Origin of the sequence: Pararhizobium antarcticum, from assembly GCF_001885585.1 — a bacterium.
Lineage (GTDB): Bacteria > Pseudomonadota > Alphaproteobacteria > Rhizobiales > Rhizobiaceae > Pararhizobium > Pararhizobium antarcticum.
The window spans coordinates 32,590-50,621 of record NZ_LSRP01000092.1; the positions used below are offsets into that span (position 1 = coordinate 32,590).

16 protein-coding genes are annotated in these 18,032 nt (G+C 60.3%); 12 read left to right on the plus strand and 4 right to left on the minus strand.

All coding sequences use genetic code 11. From position 1 onward, the window contains the following. Nucleotides 1-38: 38 nt before the first annotated feature. Entirely contained in the window at nucleotides 39-1,145 is a 1,107-nt protein-coding gene (locus AX760_RS14740; protein ID WP_071833684.1) for an ABC transporter substrate-binding protein, read from the minus strand. Between the two features lie 218 nt (nucleotides 1,146-1,363). Beyond that, nucleotides 1,364-2,221: a MurR/RpiR family transcriptional regulator gene (locus AX760_RS14745; protein ID WP_071833700.1), complete on the minus strand. Its 858-nt coding sequence runs from the start codon at nucleotides 2,219-2,221 to the stop codon at nucleotides 1,364-1,366. Between the two features lie 190 nt (nucleotides 2,222-2,411). Here AX760_RS14745 and AX760_RS14750 point away from each other — a divergent pair, with 190 nt between their 5' ends. The 12 genes from AX760_RS14750 to AX760_RS14805 all read left to right on the plus strand — a co-directional run bounded on the left by AX760_RS14750 (nucleotide 2,412) and on the right by AX760_RS14805 (nucleotide 15,080). Beyond that, the gene (locus tag AX760_RS14750) at nucleotides 2,412-3,176 is read left to right on the plus strand and encodes an N-formylglutamate amidohydrolase (protein ID WP_071833685.1); all 765 of its coding nucleotides are present in this window, start codon (nucleotides 2,412-2,414) and stop codon (nucleotides 3,174-3,176) included. Between the two features lie 138 nt (nucleotides 3,177-3,314). Continuing rightward, nucleotides 3,315-3,824 (plus strand): TRAP transporter small permease subunit, encoded by a 510-nt coding sequence (locus tag AX760_RS14755; protein ID WP_071833686.1) that lies wholly within the window; start codon nucleotides 3,315-3,317, stop codon nucleotides 3,822-3,824. Next, nucleotides 3,821-5,143 carry a TRAP transporter large permease gene (locus AX760_RS14760; RefSeq protein WP_071833687.1) on the plus strand — a complete coding sequence of 441 codons (1,323 nt, stop codon included), beginning with the start codon at nucleotides 3,821-3,823 and terminating at the stop codon, nucleotides 5,141-5,143. The genes AX760_RS14755 and AX760_RS14760 overlap by 4 nt, the downstream gene beginning before the upstream one ends. Before the next feature lie 137 nt (nucleotides 5,144-5,280). Then, nucleotides 5,281-6,327 (plus strand): TRAP transporter substrate-binding protein, encoded by a 1,047-nt coding sequence (locus tag AX760_RS14765; protein WP_071833688.1) that lies wholly within the window; start codon nucleotides 5,281-5,283, stop codon nucleotides 6,325-6,327. A 101-nt stretch (nucleotides 6,328-6,428) separates the two neighbouring features. Beyond that, nucleotides 6,429-7,793: a glutamine synthetase family protein gene (locus AX760_RS14770; protein WP_087149259.1), complete on the plus strand. Its 1,365-nt coding sequence runs from the start codon at nucleotides 6,429-6,431 to the stop codon at nucleotides 7,791-7,793. Between the two features lie 100 nt (nucleotides 7,794-7,893). After that, nucleotides 7,894-9,273 (plus strand): aldehyde dehydrogenase family protein, encoded by a 1,380-nt coding sequence (locus tag AX760_RS14775; RefSeq protein ID WP_071833701.1) that lies wholly within the window; start codon nucleotides 7,894-7,896, stop codon nucleotides 9,271-9,273. A gap of 3 nt (nucleotides 9,274-9,276) precedes the next feature. Continuing rightward, nucleotides 9,277-10,422, plus strand: coding sequence for an iron-containing alcohol dehydrogenase (locus tag AX760_RS14780; RefSeq protein ID WP_071833690.1), 1,146 nt, complete (start codon nucleotides 9,277-9,279; stop codon nucleotides 10,420-10,422). Between the two features lie 117 nt (nucleotides 10,423-10,539). After that, nucleotides 10,540-11,568 (plus strand): glycosyltransferase family 2 protein, encoded by a 1,029-nt coding sequence (locus AX760_RS14785; RefSeq protein ID WP_071833702.1) that lies wholly within the window; start codon nucleotides 10,540-10,542, stop codon nucleotides 11,566-11,568. Further along, nucleotides 11,561-12,262, plus strand: a complete 702-nt coding sequence (locus AX760_RS14790) for a class I SAM-dependent methyltransferase (protein ID WP_071833691.1) — start codon at nucleotides 11,561-11,563, stop codon at nucleotides 12,260-12,262. Before AX760_RS14785 ends, AX760_RS14790 begins: the two co-directional genes overlap by 8 nt. Then, complete coding sequence (locus AX760_RS14795; RefSeq protein WP_071833692.1) at nucleotides 12,240-12,665, plus strand: GtrA family protein; 426 nt, start codon at nucleotides 12,240-12,242, stop codon at nucleotides 12,663-12,665. The genes AX760_RS14790 and AX760_RS14795 overlap by 23 nt, the downstream gene beginning before the upstream one ends. Before the next feature lie 7 nt (nucleotides 12,666-12,672). Continuing rightward, nucleotides 12,673-14,202, plus strand: a complete 1,530-nt coding sequence (locus tag AX760_RS14800) for a hypothetical protein (protein WP_071833693.1) — start codon at nucleotides 12,673-12,675, stop codon at nucleotides 14,200-14,202. A gap of 185 nt (nucleotides 14,203-14,387) precedes the next feature. Next, nucleotides 14,388-15,080 (plus strand): ParA family protein, encoded by a 693-nt coding sequence (locus AX760_RS14805; protein WP_071833694.1) that lies wholly within the window; start codon nucleotides 14,388-14,390, stop codon nucleotides 15,078-15,080. A 43-nt stretch (nucleotides 15,081-15,123) separates the two neighbouring features. Here the strand turns inward: AX760_RS14805 and AX760_RS14810 are convergent, their stop codons facing one another. Then, on the minus strand, nucleotides 15,124-16,413 hold the full coding sequence (locus AX760_RS14810; protein ID WP_071833695.1) for an NAD(P)/FAD-dependent oxidoreductase: 1,290 nt from the start codon (nucleotides 16,411-16,413) through the stop codon (nucleotides 15,124-15,126). Between the two features lie 164 nt (nucleotides 16,414-16,577). Continuing rightward, complete coding sequence (locus AX760_RS14815) at nucleotides 16,578-17,969, minus strand: L,D-transpeptidase family protein (protein ID WP_071833696.1); 1,392 nt, start codon at nucleotides 17,967-17,969, stop codon at nucleotides 16,578-16,580. Nucleotides 17,970-18,032 lie beyond the last annotated feature (63 nt).

Consider the following 18,032-nt stretch of genomic DNA (forward strand, 5'->3'; position numbering starts at 1 on the left):
CGGCCGATGCGGCCGGGACGGGGTCATTGACGGGACGATTACTGGACGTTTGCGCCCACGACCTTGTCCCAGCCGCCGGTGACGGCAGCCTTGTTGGCGTCGACTTCTTCCAGGGTCGGGAAGTAGGCGGCAGCGTAGGACTCAGCCGGCGGCAGCTTGTCGAGCAGTTCCTGCGGGATCTTGCCGGCAGCGGCCATCGCGTTGAAGCGCGCCGGGTGGCAATAGCCCTTCAGCCAAGCAAGCTGGCCTTCGTCCGAATAGAGGTATTCCATCCAGAGCTTGGCAGCGTTCGGGTGCGGCGCATAGGCCGAGATCGCCTGAACGTAGACGCCGGCGAGGACGCCCTTGGTCGGAACGACGACTTCAACCGGCGGATTGCCGGCCAGCGTGTCCTTGGCGGCCAGGGCATTGTAGTCCCACATCACGATGATCGGGGTTGCGCCCTGAGCCAGCGTGCCCGACTTGCCGATAACCGGAACGAAATTGCCGGCCTTGTTCAGTTCGCCGAAATAGCTCAGGCCAGCTTCGCCTGCTGCCTGGCCGGCGGCTGCACCGCTGGCAAGGCCAGCTGCGAGAACGCCGAGGATGGCCTGGTTGGAGGCGCGCGGATCCCCGGCGAGAGCAACCTGACCGGCATATTCCGGCTTCAGCAGATCGGACCAGTCCTTCGGGGTGTTGGCCACGAGGTCCTTGTTCACGAGCAGCGACATGACGCCGTAATAATCGCCATACCAGTGACCGTCGGCATCCTTGATGGTATCCGGAATTTCGTCCCAGGTGGAGACCTTGTAAGGCTGGGTCAGGCCTTCGGCCTTCATCTGCGGACCGAAGGCGAGACCGACGTCGACGACGTCAGGTGCCTGCGGACCCTTGTTGTCCTTGTTGGCCTTGATGGCTTCGACTTCGTCGGCCGAGCCGGCGTCCGGGTTCAGTTCGTTGACGGTGATTTCCGGATATTTGGCCTTGAAGCCTGCGATGACGCCGCCGTAGCCGCACCAGTCGTGGGGCAGCGCGATGGTCGTCAGATTGCCTTCAGCCTTGGCAGCGGCAATCAGTTCGGCGCTTGGCTCGGCGGATGCGATGGCCGTCGAAGCGACGATCATGGCTGTCGAAAGTGAAAGCAGGCGGCGCATATGTGACATCATTGGTCTTCTCCTTTTGGTTATTTCAGTCAGTTTCGATGAAGCTGATACTGGGGTCCGATGAAGCTTATGTGACAGGAGGTGTTTCCGCGCGACGGCTGGATCTTTCCCGGAACATATTCATTTCATTCTCAAAATTCTGATCCACAAGATTGTGGACCTTTCTCCTTGTCGTCCTATCCGGCCGCATTTTCGCGCGTCCGGTTCCTGCCGTACTCCTCCTAAAGCGGCTTTCGAAAAAGTCGGGTTGAATCGAACAGGGCCTCGAGCGTCTTCATCCTGTCGCGTGTCTCTTCCCAGATCGAACTCTGCACGGCTTCGATCAGGGCCTCCACGGCAAACAGCGTGACAACAGAACTGTCCCAGGCCGACGGTGCCTCGATCTGGATCCGGAAGATGCGGCGCGCCGATTTGGCGACCGGTGAACTCCACTGGTCCGTGAACAGGATGATTTCGACGCCGCGGTCTTTTGCGATCTTGGCGAGCGTTTCCATTTCCAGTTCATAGCGGCGGATGTCGAAGATGATCAGGACGTCGCCCTGTTTCATGTCCAGCACGTAATGTGGCCAGGAGCTGGAGTTCGAGGCGATCTGCGTGACCCCCGAGCGGATGACCTGCAGATGCGTGAAGAAATAGTCGGCCAGCGCCCGGGTGATGCGACCGCCAACGATATAGATGTTGCGCTTGCGGTCGGCGATCAGGGTGGCGGCGCCGTCGAATTCCTGCGTCTCGATCTGCGCCAAAGTGTTGCGCATATTGTTCATGATGGCATCGGCGAAGCGGTTGAGGATATGGGTGCCCGGCGCGTTCGCCGCCCAGCGGTCATGTTTGCTGATCGGGTTCGAGATCGTCGCTTCCAGTTCCTGGTGCAGATGCGACTGGAAATCGGGAAAACCGCGAAATCCCAGCTTCTGCACCATGCGCGCAACCGTCGGCGTCGAGACACGGGCATTTTCGGCAACCGTCGTGATGCTGCCGAGCCCGGACACCGGATAATTGTCGAGAAGCATCTCAGCCAGCTGTTTCTCGGCGCGGGTGAGCGTCGTGAAACGGGCGCTGATCACATCCGACACCGTCATGGAGGTGGCGACGTTGGTCAATTTTATTCCCCTGAAGCCGATCTACGCCAGCTTTGTGACAGATTAAACATCGCTGTCACAATTCGAGTCAATCGGTTTTTTGAAGAGATCGTTTCAGATTTCGATTGACAGAGGGGCATTCGTGAAGAATTCTTTTCACTAATGAAACATTAAGCGTAGTGGTGCGGGTTTGGCGCGGCTTTTGACAGATGCGGACGGCAGCCCGGTTGCCATTGAAAACCCACACGGCAGCAGCCCGGTGGTCCTGGTGTGCGAGCATGCCTCGCGTCGCCTGCCGCAGGACATGGGGAACCTTGGCCTTGGGCCGGAGGCACTCGAGAGCCATATTTCCTGGGATCCAGGCGCTCTGGCGGTTTCGCTAAGAATGGTCGAACAGCTCGACGCGACCTTGTTCTATCAGCGGTTTTCGCGGCTCGTCTATGATTGCAACCGGCCACCGGAAGCGGAGGCTGCAATGCCGGCGGTCAGCGAAATTTACGACATTCCGGGCAATGCCGGTCTGTCGGCCGAACAAAGGCTGGCGCGGACGCAGGCGATCTACGATCCGTTCCGCAACGGGCTTGCCGATCTCATCGCTGCCCGTGCGGCAGCGGGCCAGCCGACTGTGCTGGTGACGATGCATAGCTTCACGCCGGTCTACCACGGCAAGCCGCGTTCTGTGGAAGTCGGCATTTTACACGACACCGATGCAAGGCTGGCGGATGCGATGCTGGCGGCCGCGGCAGGCGCGGCCTTCGATACGCGCCGCAACGAGCCCTATGGGCCGATCGACGGTGTCACGCATACATTGATCGAGCATGGCTTGAAGAATGGCCTGCTCAACGCAATGATCGAGATCCGCAACGATCTCGTTTCCGATGATGTCGGCCAGAAGGTCATGGCCGATTATCTGGTGGGGTTGCTGGGCCAGGGCCTGGCGTCACTGCCGAAATAAAAGACCTGGGGAATGGTTTTGTTGGCCGCGGTTGAAGGTTTCGGCGCTGCACGGGAGAGATAACGCATATGCATCAGTTTGTGCTGCCAAAGGCGCTTTGCGGCATCTGGGTATGCCCGGTCAGGGGAGGCCGGGTCGATGCCTGAATTCATCAAGACCTATGTCCGCGTCGTGGATGCCTTCAACCGGCGTGTCGGCATTTTTGCCATGTACCTGATTTTTGTCATGCTTGGCATCCTGCTCTACTCATCCGTTTCGAAAGCGTTCCACCTGCCGGCAAACTGGACGCTCGAATCCGCGCAGTTCACGATGGCGGCCTATTTCATGCTCGGCGGCGCCTTTGCGATGCAGATGGGTGACCATGTGCGCATGGATCTTTTCTATGGCTCCTTGTCGCTTCGCAGGCGGGCGATGATCGATCTCGTCACCTGCCTCGCCTTGATCACCTATCTCGGCTTCATGCTGTATGGCGGCATCTCCAGCACAACCTATGCCATCCGGTACGGCGAAAAGAGCTTTTCGGCCTGGGCACCCTACATGGCGCCCATCAAGATCGTCATGACGTTCGGCGTCCTAATGATGCTGGCTCAGTCCTTCTCCGCACTCTTCAAGGATGTGGCCGAAGTCCGCGGAAAGCCGATCGCATGAGTTATGAATTCATCGCCATAACAATGTTTTCCGCCATGATGGTGCTGCTCCTGACGGGCCAGCGTGTCTTTGCTGTCATCGGCTGTGTCGGTGTGGTCGCAGCCTATCTGCTTTGGGGAGACGGCGGTTCGGAACTCGGTTTCTCCTCCGCCATGAAGCTTGTTAAATGGTATCCGATGCTGACCCTGCCCATGTTCATTTTCATGGGTTACATGCTCTCGGAATCCGGCATAGCGGAAGACCTCTACAAGGCGTTTCATGTGTGGATGGGCCCGATCAACGGGGGCCTCGCGCTGGGCACGATTGGTCTCATGGTGATCATATCGGCGATGAACGGTCTTTCGGTTGCCGGCATGGCTATTGGCGCGACGATCGCGCTGCCGGAGCTTCTTCGGCGCGGCTACGACAAGACGATGGTGACCGGTGTGGTGCAGGGTGGCAGCACGCTTGGCATTCTCATTCCGCCGAGCGTGGTGCTGGTTCTCTATGGAATGATCGCCCGCGTTCCGGTTGGTGAGCTTTGGCTGGCGGGGCTTTTTCCCGGCATGCTGATGGCAACGATGATGGCGGTCTATATCTACATCCGTTGCCGTATCAATCCGTCGCTCGGTCCTGCCTTGCCGGTTGAGGATCGCAACGTGCCGATGGGCGAAAAGCTGGCCCTGCTTTCGGCCGGTATCCTGCCACTCGGCATCTTCGCAGTGATGATGGGACTGTTCCTGACGGGCACGACAAGTCTCGTCGAGAGTTCGGCTGTTGGCGCTGCTTCCTCTGCGGGCGTTGCCTGGCTTCGGGGCCGCCTGACCAGGAAACTCTGGACCGAAGTGTTGCAAAAGACGCTCGGTATCTCCTGCATGTTCATGTGGATTCTCCTGGCCTCGCTTTGCTTCGGCGCGGTGTTCGACGGTCTCGGCGCCGTCAAGTCGATCGAGCGTTTCTTCCTTGGAGACCTTGGTCTGACACCATGGCAGGTGTTGATCCTGATGCAGGTCTCCTTCATTGTCATGGGCATGTTCCTTGACGATACCGCCATGCTGGTCATCGTCGCGCCGCTCTACATTCCGCTGGTGCAGAAACTCGGTTTTGACCTTGTCTGGTACGGCATTCTCTACACGATCACCTGCCAGATCGCCTACATCACGCCGCCCTTTGGCTACAACCTGTTCCTGATGAAGGCGATGGCGCCGCCGGAAATCGGCATCAGGGATATCTACAGGTCGATCTGGCCGTTCGTCGGCATCATGACAGCGAGCTTGCTTATCATCGCGCTGTTTCCGGAAATCGCCACGTGGCTGCCGGACTACTACTACGCAAAATGATCCTGTGGCCGACCTCACGGTCGGCCCTGTGATGGAAGACGGGAATAACAGGCCGCAAAAACAAACAATAAACTCTGGACTTCGGAACAAGCGGTCTTTTCGGAGCACTTCAAAACTGGAAAAGAGGGAACAAAGCCATGACAAGCAGACGCCAATTCCTGGGCAGGGCCGGTGCCGTGACGATCGGTGCCGCAACACTTGCTACACCCGGCATCGTAAAAGCGCAGAGTGCCATCAAGTGGCGCTTCCAGACCTATGCCGGCGCGGCGCTCGGAGAGCACGTCACCAAGCCCATCATCGATGCGATCAATATCGCCGCGAAGGGCGAACTCGAAATCGAACTTTTTTATGCCGACCAGATCGTCCCGACGGGCGAACTGTTTCGCGCCTTGCAGAGCGGTACGATTGATGCCGTTCACTCCGATGACGATTCGATGGCCTCGCCAGCGGAAATCGCGGTGTTCGGCGGCTACTTCCCGCTCGCCACCAAGCAGATTCTGGATGTACCGGTGCTTTTCAAGCAATACGGCCTCGCTGACATCTGGAAGACAGCCTATGAAAAGGTCGGAGGGGTCGTATGGCTTTCTTCGTCGGGCCAGGATCCCTGCCACTTCAACACGAAAAAGCCGATCAACTCTCTCGCGGATATGCAGGGGCTTCGCCTTTACACCTTCCCGACGGCTGGCCGCTTCCTTGGCCAATTCGGTGTTGTCCCGGTGACAATTCCCTATGAAGACGCACAGGTTGCCGTGCAGACCGGTGAACTCGATGGCATGGCCTGGTCGGGCATTACCGAGGACTACACGGTCGGTTGGGCCGATGTGACCGATTACTTCCTCACCAACAACATTTCCGGCGCGTGGATCGGCTCTTTCTTCGTCAATGAAAAGAAGTGGGCTGAACTGCCGGACCACCTCAAGAAACTGGTGATGACCGCCATCGAGGCTGGCAACAATTATCGTGACCAGTGGTACTGGGGCGGTGAGGCGAAGCTGCGCGCTGAGGGTACGAAGCTGAAACTGACGACCATTCCGGCAGAGGAATGGAAAGCTGTGGAAGACGCTGCAAAGGTGTTCTGGAAGGAAATCGCCGGACAGGGCGAAACTGCAGCCAAGGTCGTGAAGATCTTCGAAGACTACAATGCTGTGCTCCAGAAGGCAGGGCCTCCCTACACCAACGGCTGAAACGGCCTGTGAACACGTTGCTCCGGGCGCACGGCCCGGAGCGAACGCTCCGAATGAGAAACCCGGCAAGGGTCTGAACCGCCAGGATAAAGTCCATGACCATGAATTACACATTCGAAGACCTGAAGAAGGATGTTGCCGAGGGCCGCATCGATACCGTCCTGGCCTGCCAGATCGACATGCAGGGCCGCCTGCTGGGCAAGCGTTTCCATGCGCAGTTCTTCGTTGACAGTGCCTGGGAGGAAACCCACAGCTGCAACTACCTGCTGGCCACCGACCTCGAGATGGAAACCGTGCCGGGCTACAAGTCGACGAGCTGGGAAACCGGCTATGGCGACTACACGATGAAGCCGGATCTTTCGACCCTGCGGCGCATTCCCTGGCTCGAAGGCACAGCTCTTGTTCTTTGCGATCTGCTCGACCACCATACGCAAAAGGAAGTGCCGCATTCGCCGCGCGCCATCCTGAAAAAGCAGGTTGCCCGGCTCGAGGCCATGGGGCTCAAGGCCTTCATGGCGACCGAACTCGAATTTTTCCTCTTTGACCAGACCTATGACGACGCACGGGAAAGCGGTTACCGCAACCTGCGGCTGGCAAGCGGCTACAATGAGGACTACCACATCTTCCAGACGACCAAGGAAGAGGACGTCATGCGGGCCATTCGCAATGGTCTGCAGGGCGCCGGCATTCCCGTGGAAAACACCAAGGGCGAAGCCTGGGCCGGTCAGGAAGAGGTGAATGTGCGTTATGCCGACGCGCTGACCATGGCCGACCGCCATGTCATCATCAAGAACGGTTGCAAGGAAATCGCCTGGTCGAAGGGCAAGGCCATCACCTTCCTCGCCAAGTGGAACCAGCAGGCGGCCGGCTCGTCGTCGCACATTCACCAGTCGCTGTGGAGCGCTGACGGCAAGACGCCGAAATTCTTCGACAAGGACGGCCAGTATGGCATGTCGGAGCTGATGCGGCACTATGTGGCCGGGCTTCTCGCCCATGCCGGCGAGATCACCTATTTCCTCGCGCCCTATATCAACTCCTACAAGCGCTTTGTCGCCGGCACGTTTGCGCCGACCAAGGCGATCTGGTCGAAGGACAACCGCACGGCCGGCTACCGTCTCTGCGGCGAAGGGTCGAAGGGCATCCGCATCGAATGCCGCGTCGGTGGATCCGACCTTAACCCCTACCTGGCGATGGCGGCCCTGATCGCGGCCGGCATTGCCGGCATCGAAGGCAAGATGGAGCTCGAGGCACCGTTTGTCGGCGACGCCTATGCCGGCAAGAACATCCGCGAAATCCCGCGCACGCTGCGCGATGCGGCTGCCGCACTGAACGGTTCGAAGATGCTGCTCGATGCGTTCGGCGAGGACGTGATCGAGCATTACACCCGCGCTGCCGATTGGGAGCAGGAGGAATACGACCGCAAAATCACGGATTGGGAGGTGGCGCGCGGGTTCGAACGGGCCTGACGCCACATTTCGGGTGCAGTCGCGCCCTATCAGCCACGGACAGGCCAGGGTCTTTCCGTGGCAAAATCATTCTCTAGGACGACAAGACAGGAAGATGATCATGACCATGATCCAGTGCATTTCCCCGATCGATGGATCGGTTTATGCGGAACGTCCGGCGATGGAGGCGACCGCCGCATCGGCGGTCGTTGCCCGCGCCCGCGCCGCGCAGAAGGACTGGGCAAAACGCCCGGTCGAGGACCGCGTCAAGCTGGTGCTATCCGGTGTCGCACGGCTCAACGAAATGGTCGACGAGGTCGTGCCGGAACTCGCCTGGCAGATGGGCCGGCCGATCCGCTATGGCGGTGAATTCCGCGGCTTCAACGAACGCTCCAACTATGTCGCGACCATTGCTGCCGATGCGCTGGCGCCGATCGTCGTCGAGGACAGCGCCAGCTTCGAGCGCCGGATCGAGCGGGTCGCACACGGCGTCGTGTTTGTCATCGCGCCGTGGAACTACCCCTATATGACGGCGATCAACACTGTCGCGCCGGCTCTGATGGCGGGCAACACCGTGATCATCAAACATGCCAGCCAGACGATCCTTGTCGGCGAGCGCATGGTGCGGGCCTTTGTCGAGGCCGGTGTGCCGGAAGACGTGTTCCAGAATATCTTCCTTGATCACGCAACGACCTCGTCGCTGATCGCCGCCAAAAGCTTCGATTTCATCAACTTCACCGGCTCCGTCGAGGGCGGCCGATCGATCGAGCGCGCCGCTGCGGGAACGTTCACCGGCCTTGGCCTCGAGCTGGGCGGCAAGGATCCGGGTTACGTGATGGAGGATGCGGATCTCGATGCGGCCGTCGAGACGCTGATGGACGGTGCGATGTTCAATTCGGGGCAGTGCTGCTGCGGTATCGAACGCATCTACGTCAACGAAAACCTCTATGACGATTTCGTCGAGAAAGCCGTCGCCTTTGCCTCCGCCTATACGCTCGGCAATCCCCTCGAGCAGGAAACCACGCTCGGGCCGATGGCCCACAAGCGGTTTGCCGCGGAGGTCCGTGCTCAGACGGCGGAAGCCATTGCCAAGGGCGCAAAAGCGCTTGTCGACCCGAAACTGTTTCCGGCTGATGACGGCGGCGCCTATCTTGCACCACAGGTTCTGGTCGATGTCGATCACTCGATGAAGGTGATGACCGAAGAGAGTTTCGGGCCGGTCGTCGGCATCATGAAGGTGAAGTCCGACGCCGAAGCGCTTGGCCTCATGAACGACTGCAAATACGGTTTGACGACGTCGCTCTGGACCAAGGATGCAGAGCGCGCAGCCCGGATAGGCCAGGACCTTGAAACCGGTACTGTTTTCATGAACCGCGCCGATTATCTCGATCCGGCACTCTGCTGGACCGGCGTCAAGGAAACCGGCCGTGGCGGATCGCTGTCGGTCATCGGTTTCCAGAACCTGACCCGCCCGAAATCCTATCACCTGAAGAAAGCCTGACCGATGACCATCACAGCCAACTGGAGCTACCCGACATCCATCAAGTTCGGGGCAGGGCGCATCAAGGAACTCGCGGATCACTGCAAGGCGCTCGGTATCAAGAACCCGCTTTTGATCACCGACCGTGGTCTGGCCCCGATGCCGATCACGCAGAATGCGCTCGCTATTCTCGATGCTGCTGGTCTTGGCCGCGCGCTGTTCGCCGATGTCGATTCAAACCCGACCGACGTCAATCTCGACGCCGGCGTCAAGGCATTCAAGTCCGGCGGCCATGATGGCGTCATCGCATTCGGCGGTGGTTCCGGCCTCGATCTCGGCAAGTGCGTCGCCTTCATGGCCGGACAGAGCCGCCCGGTCTGGGATTTCGAGGATGTCGGCGACTGGTGGACCCGTGCCAGCGTCGACGGCATCGCGCCGATCATTGCCGTACCGACGACAGCCGGCACCGGATCGGAAGTCGGTCGCGCCTCGGTCATCACCAATTCGGAGACGCATACCAAGAAGGTCATCTTCCATCCGAAGTTCCTGCCGGCGATCACCATCTGCGATCCGGAGCTGACGGTTGGCATGCCGAAGGTCATTACGGCCGGGACAGGCATGGATGCGTTCGCCCATTGCCTGGAAGCCTATTGCTCGCCGTTCTATCATCCGATGTCGGCCGGCATTGCGCTCGAAGGCCTGCGTCTCGTCAAGGACTACCTGCCGCGCGCTTACAAGGACGGAACTGACATCGAGGCGCGAGCCCACATGATGTCGGCGGCCGCGATGGGGGCTGTCGCCTTCCAGAAGGGGCTCGGCGCCATCCATTCGCTGTCGCATCCTGTTGGAGCCATCTACAACACCCATCACGGCATGACCAATGCTGTTGTCATGCCGCCGGTGCTACGCTTCAATCGGCCGGCCATCGAGGGCAAGATCGGCATGGCTGCTGCCTATCTTGGGATATCCGGCGGCTTCAACGGCTTTTATGACTATGTGTTGCAGTTGCGCGCGGACCTCGGTGTTCCCGACAGGCTGTCGGCGCTTGGCGTCGGCACCGACCGCATTGATGAAATGGCGGCGATGGCCATCGTCGATCCGACGGCTGGCGGCAATCCGGTCGAACTGACGCTCGACGCTGCCAAGAGCCTGTTCAGGGACTGCATCTAGCACGCCTTGTGACGGTATAGCCCGGCGGCTTTGCAAAGAGCCGCCGGGAAACGGCCTTCCCCGATACCGGTTTTTAATCAATATCGCGTACATCCCTTCTGAAAAGGGAGTGTGGCGGTGTCGAAAAAGCCGGAACTTGCGACGGGAACTGTGGCTCTGTCGGTCGTCATTCCCTGTTACAACGAACGCGACGGCATGGCCGAGATGTATCGACGCGTCACCGCTGCCTGCGAGGCGCAGGTGGGCGACGAGTTTGAAATCGTTCTGGTGATCGACGGGGCGACGGACGGCACCCGCGAGGCTGCGTTCAGCCTTGCCCAGACGGATGGCCGGATTGTCGTCATCGATCTCTCCCGCAATTTTGGACACCAGATTGCCCTGACCGCCGGTCTTGAGTTCTGTCGCGGCGAACGCATTCTGGTTCTCGACGCCGATCTCCAGGATCCGCCGGAACTGCTCGGACCCATGATGGCGCGCATGGACGAGGGCTTTGATGTCGTCTACGGCCAGCGGCTGAAGCGCGAAGGTGAGAGCTGGTTCAAGAAGGCGACGGCCGCCCTGTTTTATCGACTGATGCGCAAGATGGTCGACATCGATCTCGCTGCCGACACCGGCGATTTCCGCCTCATGAACCGCCGCACGCTCCAGCACCTCAACGCCATGCCGGAGCACTACCGGTTCATTCGCGGCATGGTCAACTGGATCGGCCTGAAGCAGACGGCCTTTCATTATCAGCGGCAGGCGCGGTTTGCCGGGACGACCCATTACCCGCTGCGCAAGATGTTGCTTCTGGCGATCGACGCCATGACCAGCTTTTCCATCGTGCCCTTGCGGCTGGCCTCGCATCTCGGCCTGCTCTTCGGTTTCATCGGCCTGCTGACGCTGGGCTATACGCTGTTTTCCTGGCTGAGCGGCGATGTGCTGCCGGGCTGGACCAGTATTGCCGCTATCGTGCTGGTCCTGGGCAGCGTGCAATTGCTGATGCTGGGCATATTCGGTGAATATCTCGGCCGGATGTACATGGAGACCAAGCGCCGGCCGCTCTATGTCGTCAACGAGATCGTCCGTTTTGACCGGGCGGCAGAGACGAAGGCATCGCCTGTGCATGACCTTCAGGCCTTGCTGGAGGAGCGGAACCGTGCTTGAGGCGGAATTCGACAAGTTCGCCGGCGAATACGAGCAGGCCCATGCCGCCAGCATCCGGCTGAGCGGAGAGGCGCCGCAGTTCTTCGCCGAATACAAGATCGCCGATATCGCCGCACGGATGGCGCGCCGTGGCGAAAAGCCCCGGCGCATTCTGGATTTCGGGGCCGGCGTCGGCAATTCGCTCGGCCCGATGCGGGCTGCCTTTCCCGAAAGCGACATCGTGCTTCTCGATCCGTCGGCGCAATCGCTGGATATTGCGCAGGCGCGGTTCCCGGGCCAGGCCAGCTTTCAGGCGTTCGATGGCCAGACCATCCCCTTCGAGGATGGCCAGTTCGACCTGATTTTCACGGCCTGCGTGTTCCACCATATTCCCGAAGAAATGCATGTCGGGCTGCTCGGCGAGATCGGCCGCGTCCTGAAGCCGGGCGGAAGCTTCTTCCTGTTCGAGCACAATCCGTGGAACCCGCTGACACAGCATGCGGTGCGCAATTGCACGTTCGACGAAAATGCCGTGCTCATCAACGCCCCGCAGATGCAGCGGCGCATGGCGCAGGCTGGCCTGACCCGGACGAAAACCGTCTACCGGATCTTCTTTCCGCATTTTCTGGCGAGGCTGAGGCCGCTCGAGCGCTACCTCGCCCGCCTGCCGATGGGAGCGCAGTATTTTGTCCATGCTGTCAAACCGGGCCCTTGAGATCGGCCGGCTGCTGCGTTTCGCGGCCGTCGGCGTCCTGAACACTGCGCTCGGATACTCAGTCATCCTCGCCTGTCTTGCGCTTGGTTATGGCGATCTCCCGTCGAACGCTGCAGGTTACGCTGCGGGCCTGGTTCTGGGATTTGTCCTCAACAGCCGCTGGACGTTTTCGGATGCGCGGCGCGGCGGTGCCGGCGTCGCTGTCCGCTACGGCCTGTGTTTTGCCGTCTCCTACAGCGCTAATCTGCTCATCGTGCTTGTCGCCCTTTCATTTGGCGTGACGGCCAATCCCCTCGTTCATCTGCTCGGAATTATCGTCTATTCGGTGCTTTTCTATCTGGCCTCGGCGTATGTCGTCTTCCGCCCGGTTGAAACACGCAATGCCCGGAAAAACCTGAAGTGAAAGCGCCATGGCTGTGACCGGTACGACTGTAGATCTTCAGGATGATGCGGCAGCGCAAACACCGGCGAGCGGGCGACCGGGGGAGCAGGAGGCGCAGCGTATCCGGCTGGTTTTCTGTCTGGCGGCAGGCTTTTTTGTCACCCTGTTCCTTTGCCTCTATGCCAAGGCATTGCTTCAGGATCCGGACAACTGGTGGCAGGTCAAGGTCGGTCTCGATCTCACCGCCTCGCGAACCATGCCGACCGTGGATACCTATTCCTACACCTTTTCCGGCCAGCCCTGGATTGCCAAGGAATGGCTGGCGCAGGTGATCCTTGCAGCCGGATACACGAACCTCGGCTGGAGCGGCGTCGCCTTCATGACGATCACGGCCGTGACGGCGACGATGTTTTTCCTCGCCTGGAACCTCAGTGCGTCGCTGAAACCGATCCTTGCCGTTGCGGTCACGCTGGCGATTACAATCGCCATTGCTCCGGTCTACAACGCGCGGCCACTGATCTTCAGCTTTCCCATCATCGTCCTGTGGACCGTCCTGCTTTTTCAGGCGGCGCGCGAACACCGGGCACCGCCGTTCTGGGCGCTCGGATTGATCATGCTGTGGGCAAATCTGCACGCGACGTTCACGTTCGGCTTCGTGATTGCTGCCTTTGCGGGGCTCGACTGCCTTTCGCGCGTCGGGTTCAAACAGCGGGCGCTGATTGCCAGATGGGTGCTGTTCGGTCTGCTCAGTGTTCTCATAACGATGATCAATCCCTATGGTTTCAAGGCGATCCTTGCGACCTTCACGGTGGCATCCGGCAATGAGGCTGTGGCACTCATCTCCGAGTGGCGACCCTTCAATGCAAGATCCGATCACGGCGGGGAGGCGGCCCTTCTGATTGGCATCGCAGCGATCCTGCTTTCGGGCTTCCGGATGCGCTGGACCTATGTGGCCTTCTTCCTCTTCACGCTGCATCTGTTCCTGTCCTACAGCCGTTTCCAGTATCTGTGGCTGCTTCTCGTGCCGATCGTCGTGGCTGTCGATGTCGCGACGCAGTTTCCCGCCTTGTCCAGCCGACGGTGGATGGCAGTGCCGCGGGACGGGCTCGAAACGCTCATCGCCGCCCATGCAAAACCGATCAGCGCCGCGCTGATTGCCGGCTGGCTGGCTGTCGGCACTCTGTTTGTCGCCTATTCCGGGGTCTCGCCCAGCGAAAAGACAGGGGCCACCGGTGCGCTTGCCTTTGCCCGTCAGGAGGGGCTGACCGGTAAGGTCTTCAATGCCTATGACTTCGGCGGGTCGCTGATTTTCCACGGCATCCAGACCTATATCGACGGTCGCACCGATCAACTGTTCCTCGGTGGCTTCATGAAATCCACGTTCGAGATGGACACAGCCGCCGGAAAGTCACTGCTGCAGGCACAGATCGGGAAATACGATATCCGCTGGGCGCTGCTGCCGCCGGCGGACGACCGTATTCCGACCTTCCGGCAACTGCCGGGCTGGCGGCAGGCCTATGCCGATGAATTTGCTGTGATCTATGTCAACGAAAACTGACATCGGCGTCTCCGTCTGATCGCCATTCGTACATCATGAACGCCTAATATAGTTAATGTTAGGGGTGTCTGTATTTAACCTTTGTTAACCATGTTCTGTAAGTTTTGGTTAACCGGAGCGCGATGGGTTTTGCGCTTTACGGGAGCCATGCCGGGGCTCGGGCAGGAATACAGACAGGGACAACGATGCCAGTCATCACACTAGCAAACACCAAGGGCGGCGCAGGCAAGACGACGGCCGCTCTTATTCTCGCGACCGAGCTGGCGCGCCATGGCGCGCGCGTCACCATTCTGGATGCCGATCCGCAGCACTGGATTTCGCACTGGAAGGAAACTTCCGGTCCGATCCGCAATGTCGAGGTGATCTCCCACGTCACCATGGCCTCGATCCAGGGCCATATTCGCGAAAACAGCGGCAATACCGACTATTTCATCGTCGATCTGGCCGGCGCACGCAACACGCTCATGGCAACGGCCATCGGGCTCTCCGATCATGTGCTCATCCCGATCCAGGGCTGTGCGATGGATGCGCGGGGCGGTGCGCAGGTTCTGGAGCTTCTGGGCCTGCTCGAAAAACAGGCTGGCATCCGCATTCCGCATTCCGTCGTGCTCACCCGGGTCAACTCGCTGGTCACGACGCGGGCGCTGCAGGTCGTCAAGGAACTGCTCGCCTTGCGTCGGGTGGCGGTGCTGGACACGCCGATCATCGAGCGCTCGGCGTTCCGTGATATTTTCGACTGTGGCGGGACGTTGCAGACGATGGACGCAAGCCGGATCAGCAATCTCGAAAAGGCCTGTGACAACGCACGCGTCTTTGCCGATGAAGTCCGTCGTCTTGTGCCGCTGCGCAGGGTCGGTTCGATGCGTCGCGCCGCTTGATCGCGGCGGCGATTATCAGAGAACAGCTCTGACGCCGCTCCTGTCAGAACCGGTGGTCGATGAAATGCTTCGCCTGCGCTCCGACATGGTAGAAGGCGGACTTGAGGCTGCGCCAGGGGTCCGGCGTCAACGACGAGGCGGCCAGCGGCAGGGCCGTCGCTTGCCCGCTGACATGCTGGGCAAGCGCCCGTCCGAAGACCGTGCCGGGCGCGATGCCGCGGCCGTTATAGCCGCTGACTGAAACGACGTTGGGCGCCAGTTCGTGCATTTTCGGCAGGTTGTTCGTGGTCATGCCGATCTGGCCATCCCACCAGTATTCGAACTGGACGTCGCCGACATAGGGAAAGAGCTTTTTGAGCGACCGCTTGGCAAAGGCCCTGTGGGTACCCTCCGCCATGGCATCGAGGCGTCCGATGCTGCCGAAGATCAGCCGGTTCTGCTGGTCCATCCGGAATGAGGTCATCACCATGCCCGTATCCCAGCATCCCTGGCGTTCCGGAAGGATCGTCTTGGCGATGTTGTCGGACAGCGGGTGGGTGGCAAACTGGAAATAGGGCAGGATTGTCAATTCGCGGGTGTGTTCCTTCCACGGCGTCTGCGCGACAAGGCTGCCATAGGCGTTGGTCGCCAGAATGACGTGGCGGGCGGTGATCGTGCCGCCTCCCACGGTTAACGTCCAGAGGTCGCCTTTGCGTTCGGCCGCCACGAGCGGCGTTTCCGTGTAGATCTGTGCACCGGCAGCGATTGCGGCGCGCGCCAGCCCGCGGGCATAGGCAAGCGGCTGGATCGTGCCGGCGCGGCGATCGATCAGGGCGCCGGAAAAGCCTTCGGCGCCGGAGAGCGTGCTGGCTTGTGCTGAAGCGAGAAGCTCGACCGGTGCGCCGCGTTTCTTCCACTGGGCCGCGCGCGCGCTGATGTCCTTCAGGCCATCCTCGCCGATGGCCATATGCAGCGTGCCGTTGCGCACGGCCTCGCAGGCGATGGCATGTTTTTCGATCAGGCTAAACACGAGGGCAGGGCCATTGCCGAGTTCGGTCAGGAGCCTGTCTCCGGCCTCCCTGCCGAGGGTTGCGATGAGATCGTCGGGCTTGACCCACATGCCGGCATTGACCAGGCCGACATTGCGGCCGGAGCCGCCAAAGCCGATCGTTCTGGCTTCCGCGACGGCGACCGTCCTGCCGGTTTCCGCCAGATGCAGCGCTGCCGATAGGCCGGTAAATCCGCCACCAACAACTGCGACATCAACAGTAATGTCCGAGGCCAGCGGACGTGTCTCAGGGGCAGACGGGGCGGTTGCGTGCCAGAGATTGGGAAGGGGACGTTCCGCGGCCATGCGTGGCATTCCTTGTGCTGTCGGTCTTGCTGTTCGAGACAGATAGACCATCGCCGCAAAGAATTTTAATGACAATAGCTGATGACGTCATGATCAGCGCAGACGCCGGTCACAGGCGAAAAGCCTGCAGCCGATGACGCACCTGAACGACCGCCCCAGGCGCGTCAGTCGAGGAATTCGACGACGGTTCCGACGCTGACCATCTTGCCCAGTTCGTTGGCATCCCAGTTGGTCAGGCGCACGCAGCCATGGCTCTGGGTCTTGCCGATCTTTGACGGTTCCGGTGTGCCATGAATGCCGTAGGTCGGTTTCGACAGGGCGATCCACATCGTGCCGACAGGGCCGTTCGGCCCCGGCTGCAGCGTCAGGACCTTGTCGTTTTCGCCCTGCTTGAAGTTGATCTTCGGATTGTAGGTGTAACCCGGATCAAAGGCGATGCGGTCAACCTGCACCGTACCGGACGGCGACGGCGTGTCGGACGAACCGATGGTGGCCGGATAGGCGGCAATCAGCGACCCGGCGTCGTCATAGGCAAGGACCTGCTTGCGCGCCTTGTCGGCGACGATGCGGGCGACCTTGCCCTTTTTGGTCTCGCCGGGATTGATCACCTTGATGGTCGAACCGGGCACGGTGAAATCGACGCCGGGATTGAGTTCGCGCAGATAGGCTTCGTCCATGTGGAACTTCTCGCCCAGCATTTCCGTGGTCGAGGTGAAGGACAGATGCGGCAAAACGGCCTTGTGCGCGTAGTCTTCCGGGATCGAGGCGACATAAGGGCCGGCAGCGTCTGCCGCCGTGATCGTGTAGCTGGTGATCGGCAGGCCGCCGTTCAGGCGCAGGCGCTCGAGAATATCGTCCGTGTTGTTCGGATCGAGCGTTTCGCCTTTCGCCTGCTGCCAGGCCTCGATCGCCTTGGTGACGTTCGAGCCCATCTTGCCGTCGATGACACCGGGTGAAAAGCCTTCGCGGTCGAGGAAGACCTGCAGCGCTGTAATCTCGGCGCTGGATTTCTTCGTGACCGCCATGGCCCGCGGCAGCGTCGACTGGCGCTGCGGGTTGGTCTCGTCCTCGGCAGGCAGGGCTGCCATGTCGTTTTCGTCTGCCGGTGCGGACAGGGTGTTGGGCAGTTCCCCCCGCTCCACACCCTGCGGCGTGACTTCGCGGAAATCCGGAATGGAACCTGTTACGTCGCCGGGCTCTGAAAAACCGTAGCCGCGATCGGAATCGTAGGCCTCGTTGTCAAAGCCCTGGTTGGAGTAGACATCGACATTGGCCTGGCGCCGGTTGACGGCGTTGCCGGACCGGCCATTGCGCATGACGGTGGCGACAACATTGCCCCAGTTATCGACCAGAACGGTGCGGCCGTTGCGGTCGCGCATCGTCTGCACTTCGCCCGATTCCGGAACATAATCGAGAATCTCGCCCTGCGGTGTCACGAGCACAGCATCCGGCGGCAGGCGGCCAAAACTGTCCTGTGCCTGCACGTGGAAAGCGAAGAGTGTCGATGCGCTCACGGCGGCAAGAAGGACACGGCGGGTCTTTGAAGCAAGCGTCACGATGAACCTGTTTTTCTAGCGGTAAGTCTCGGGGCGTACAGAGCAATTTGGACGGTAATATGA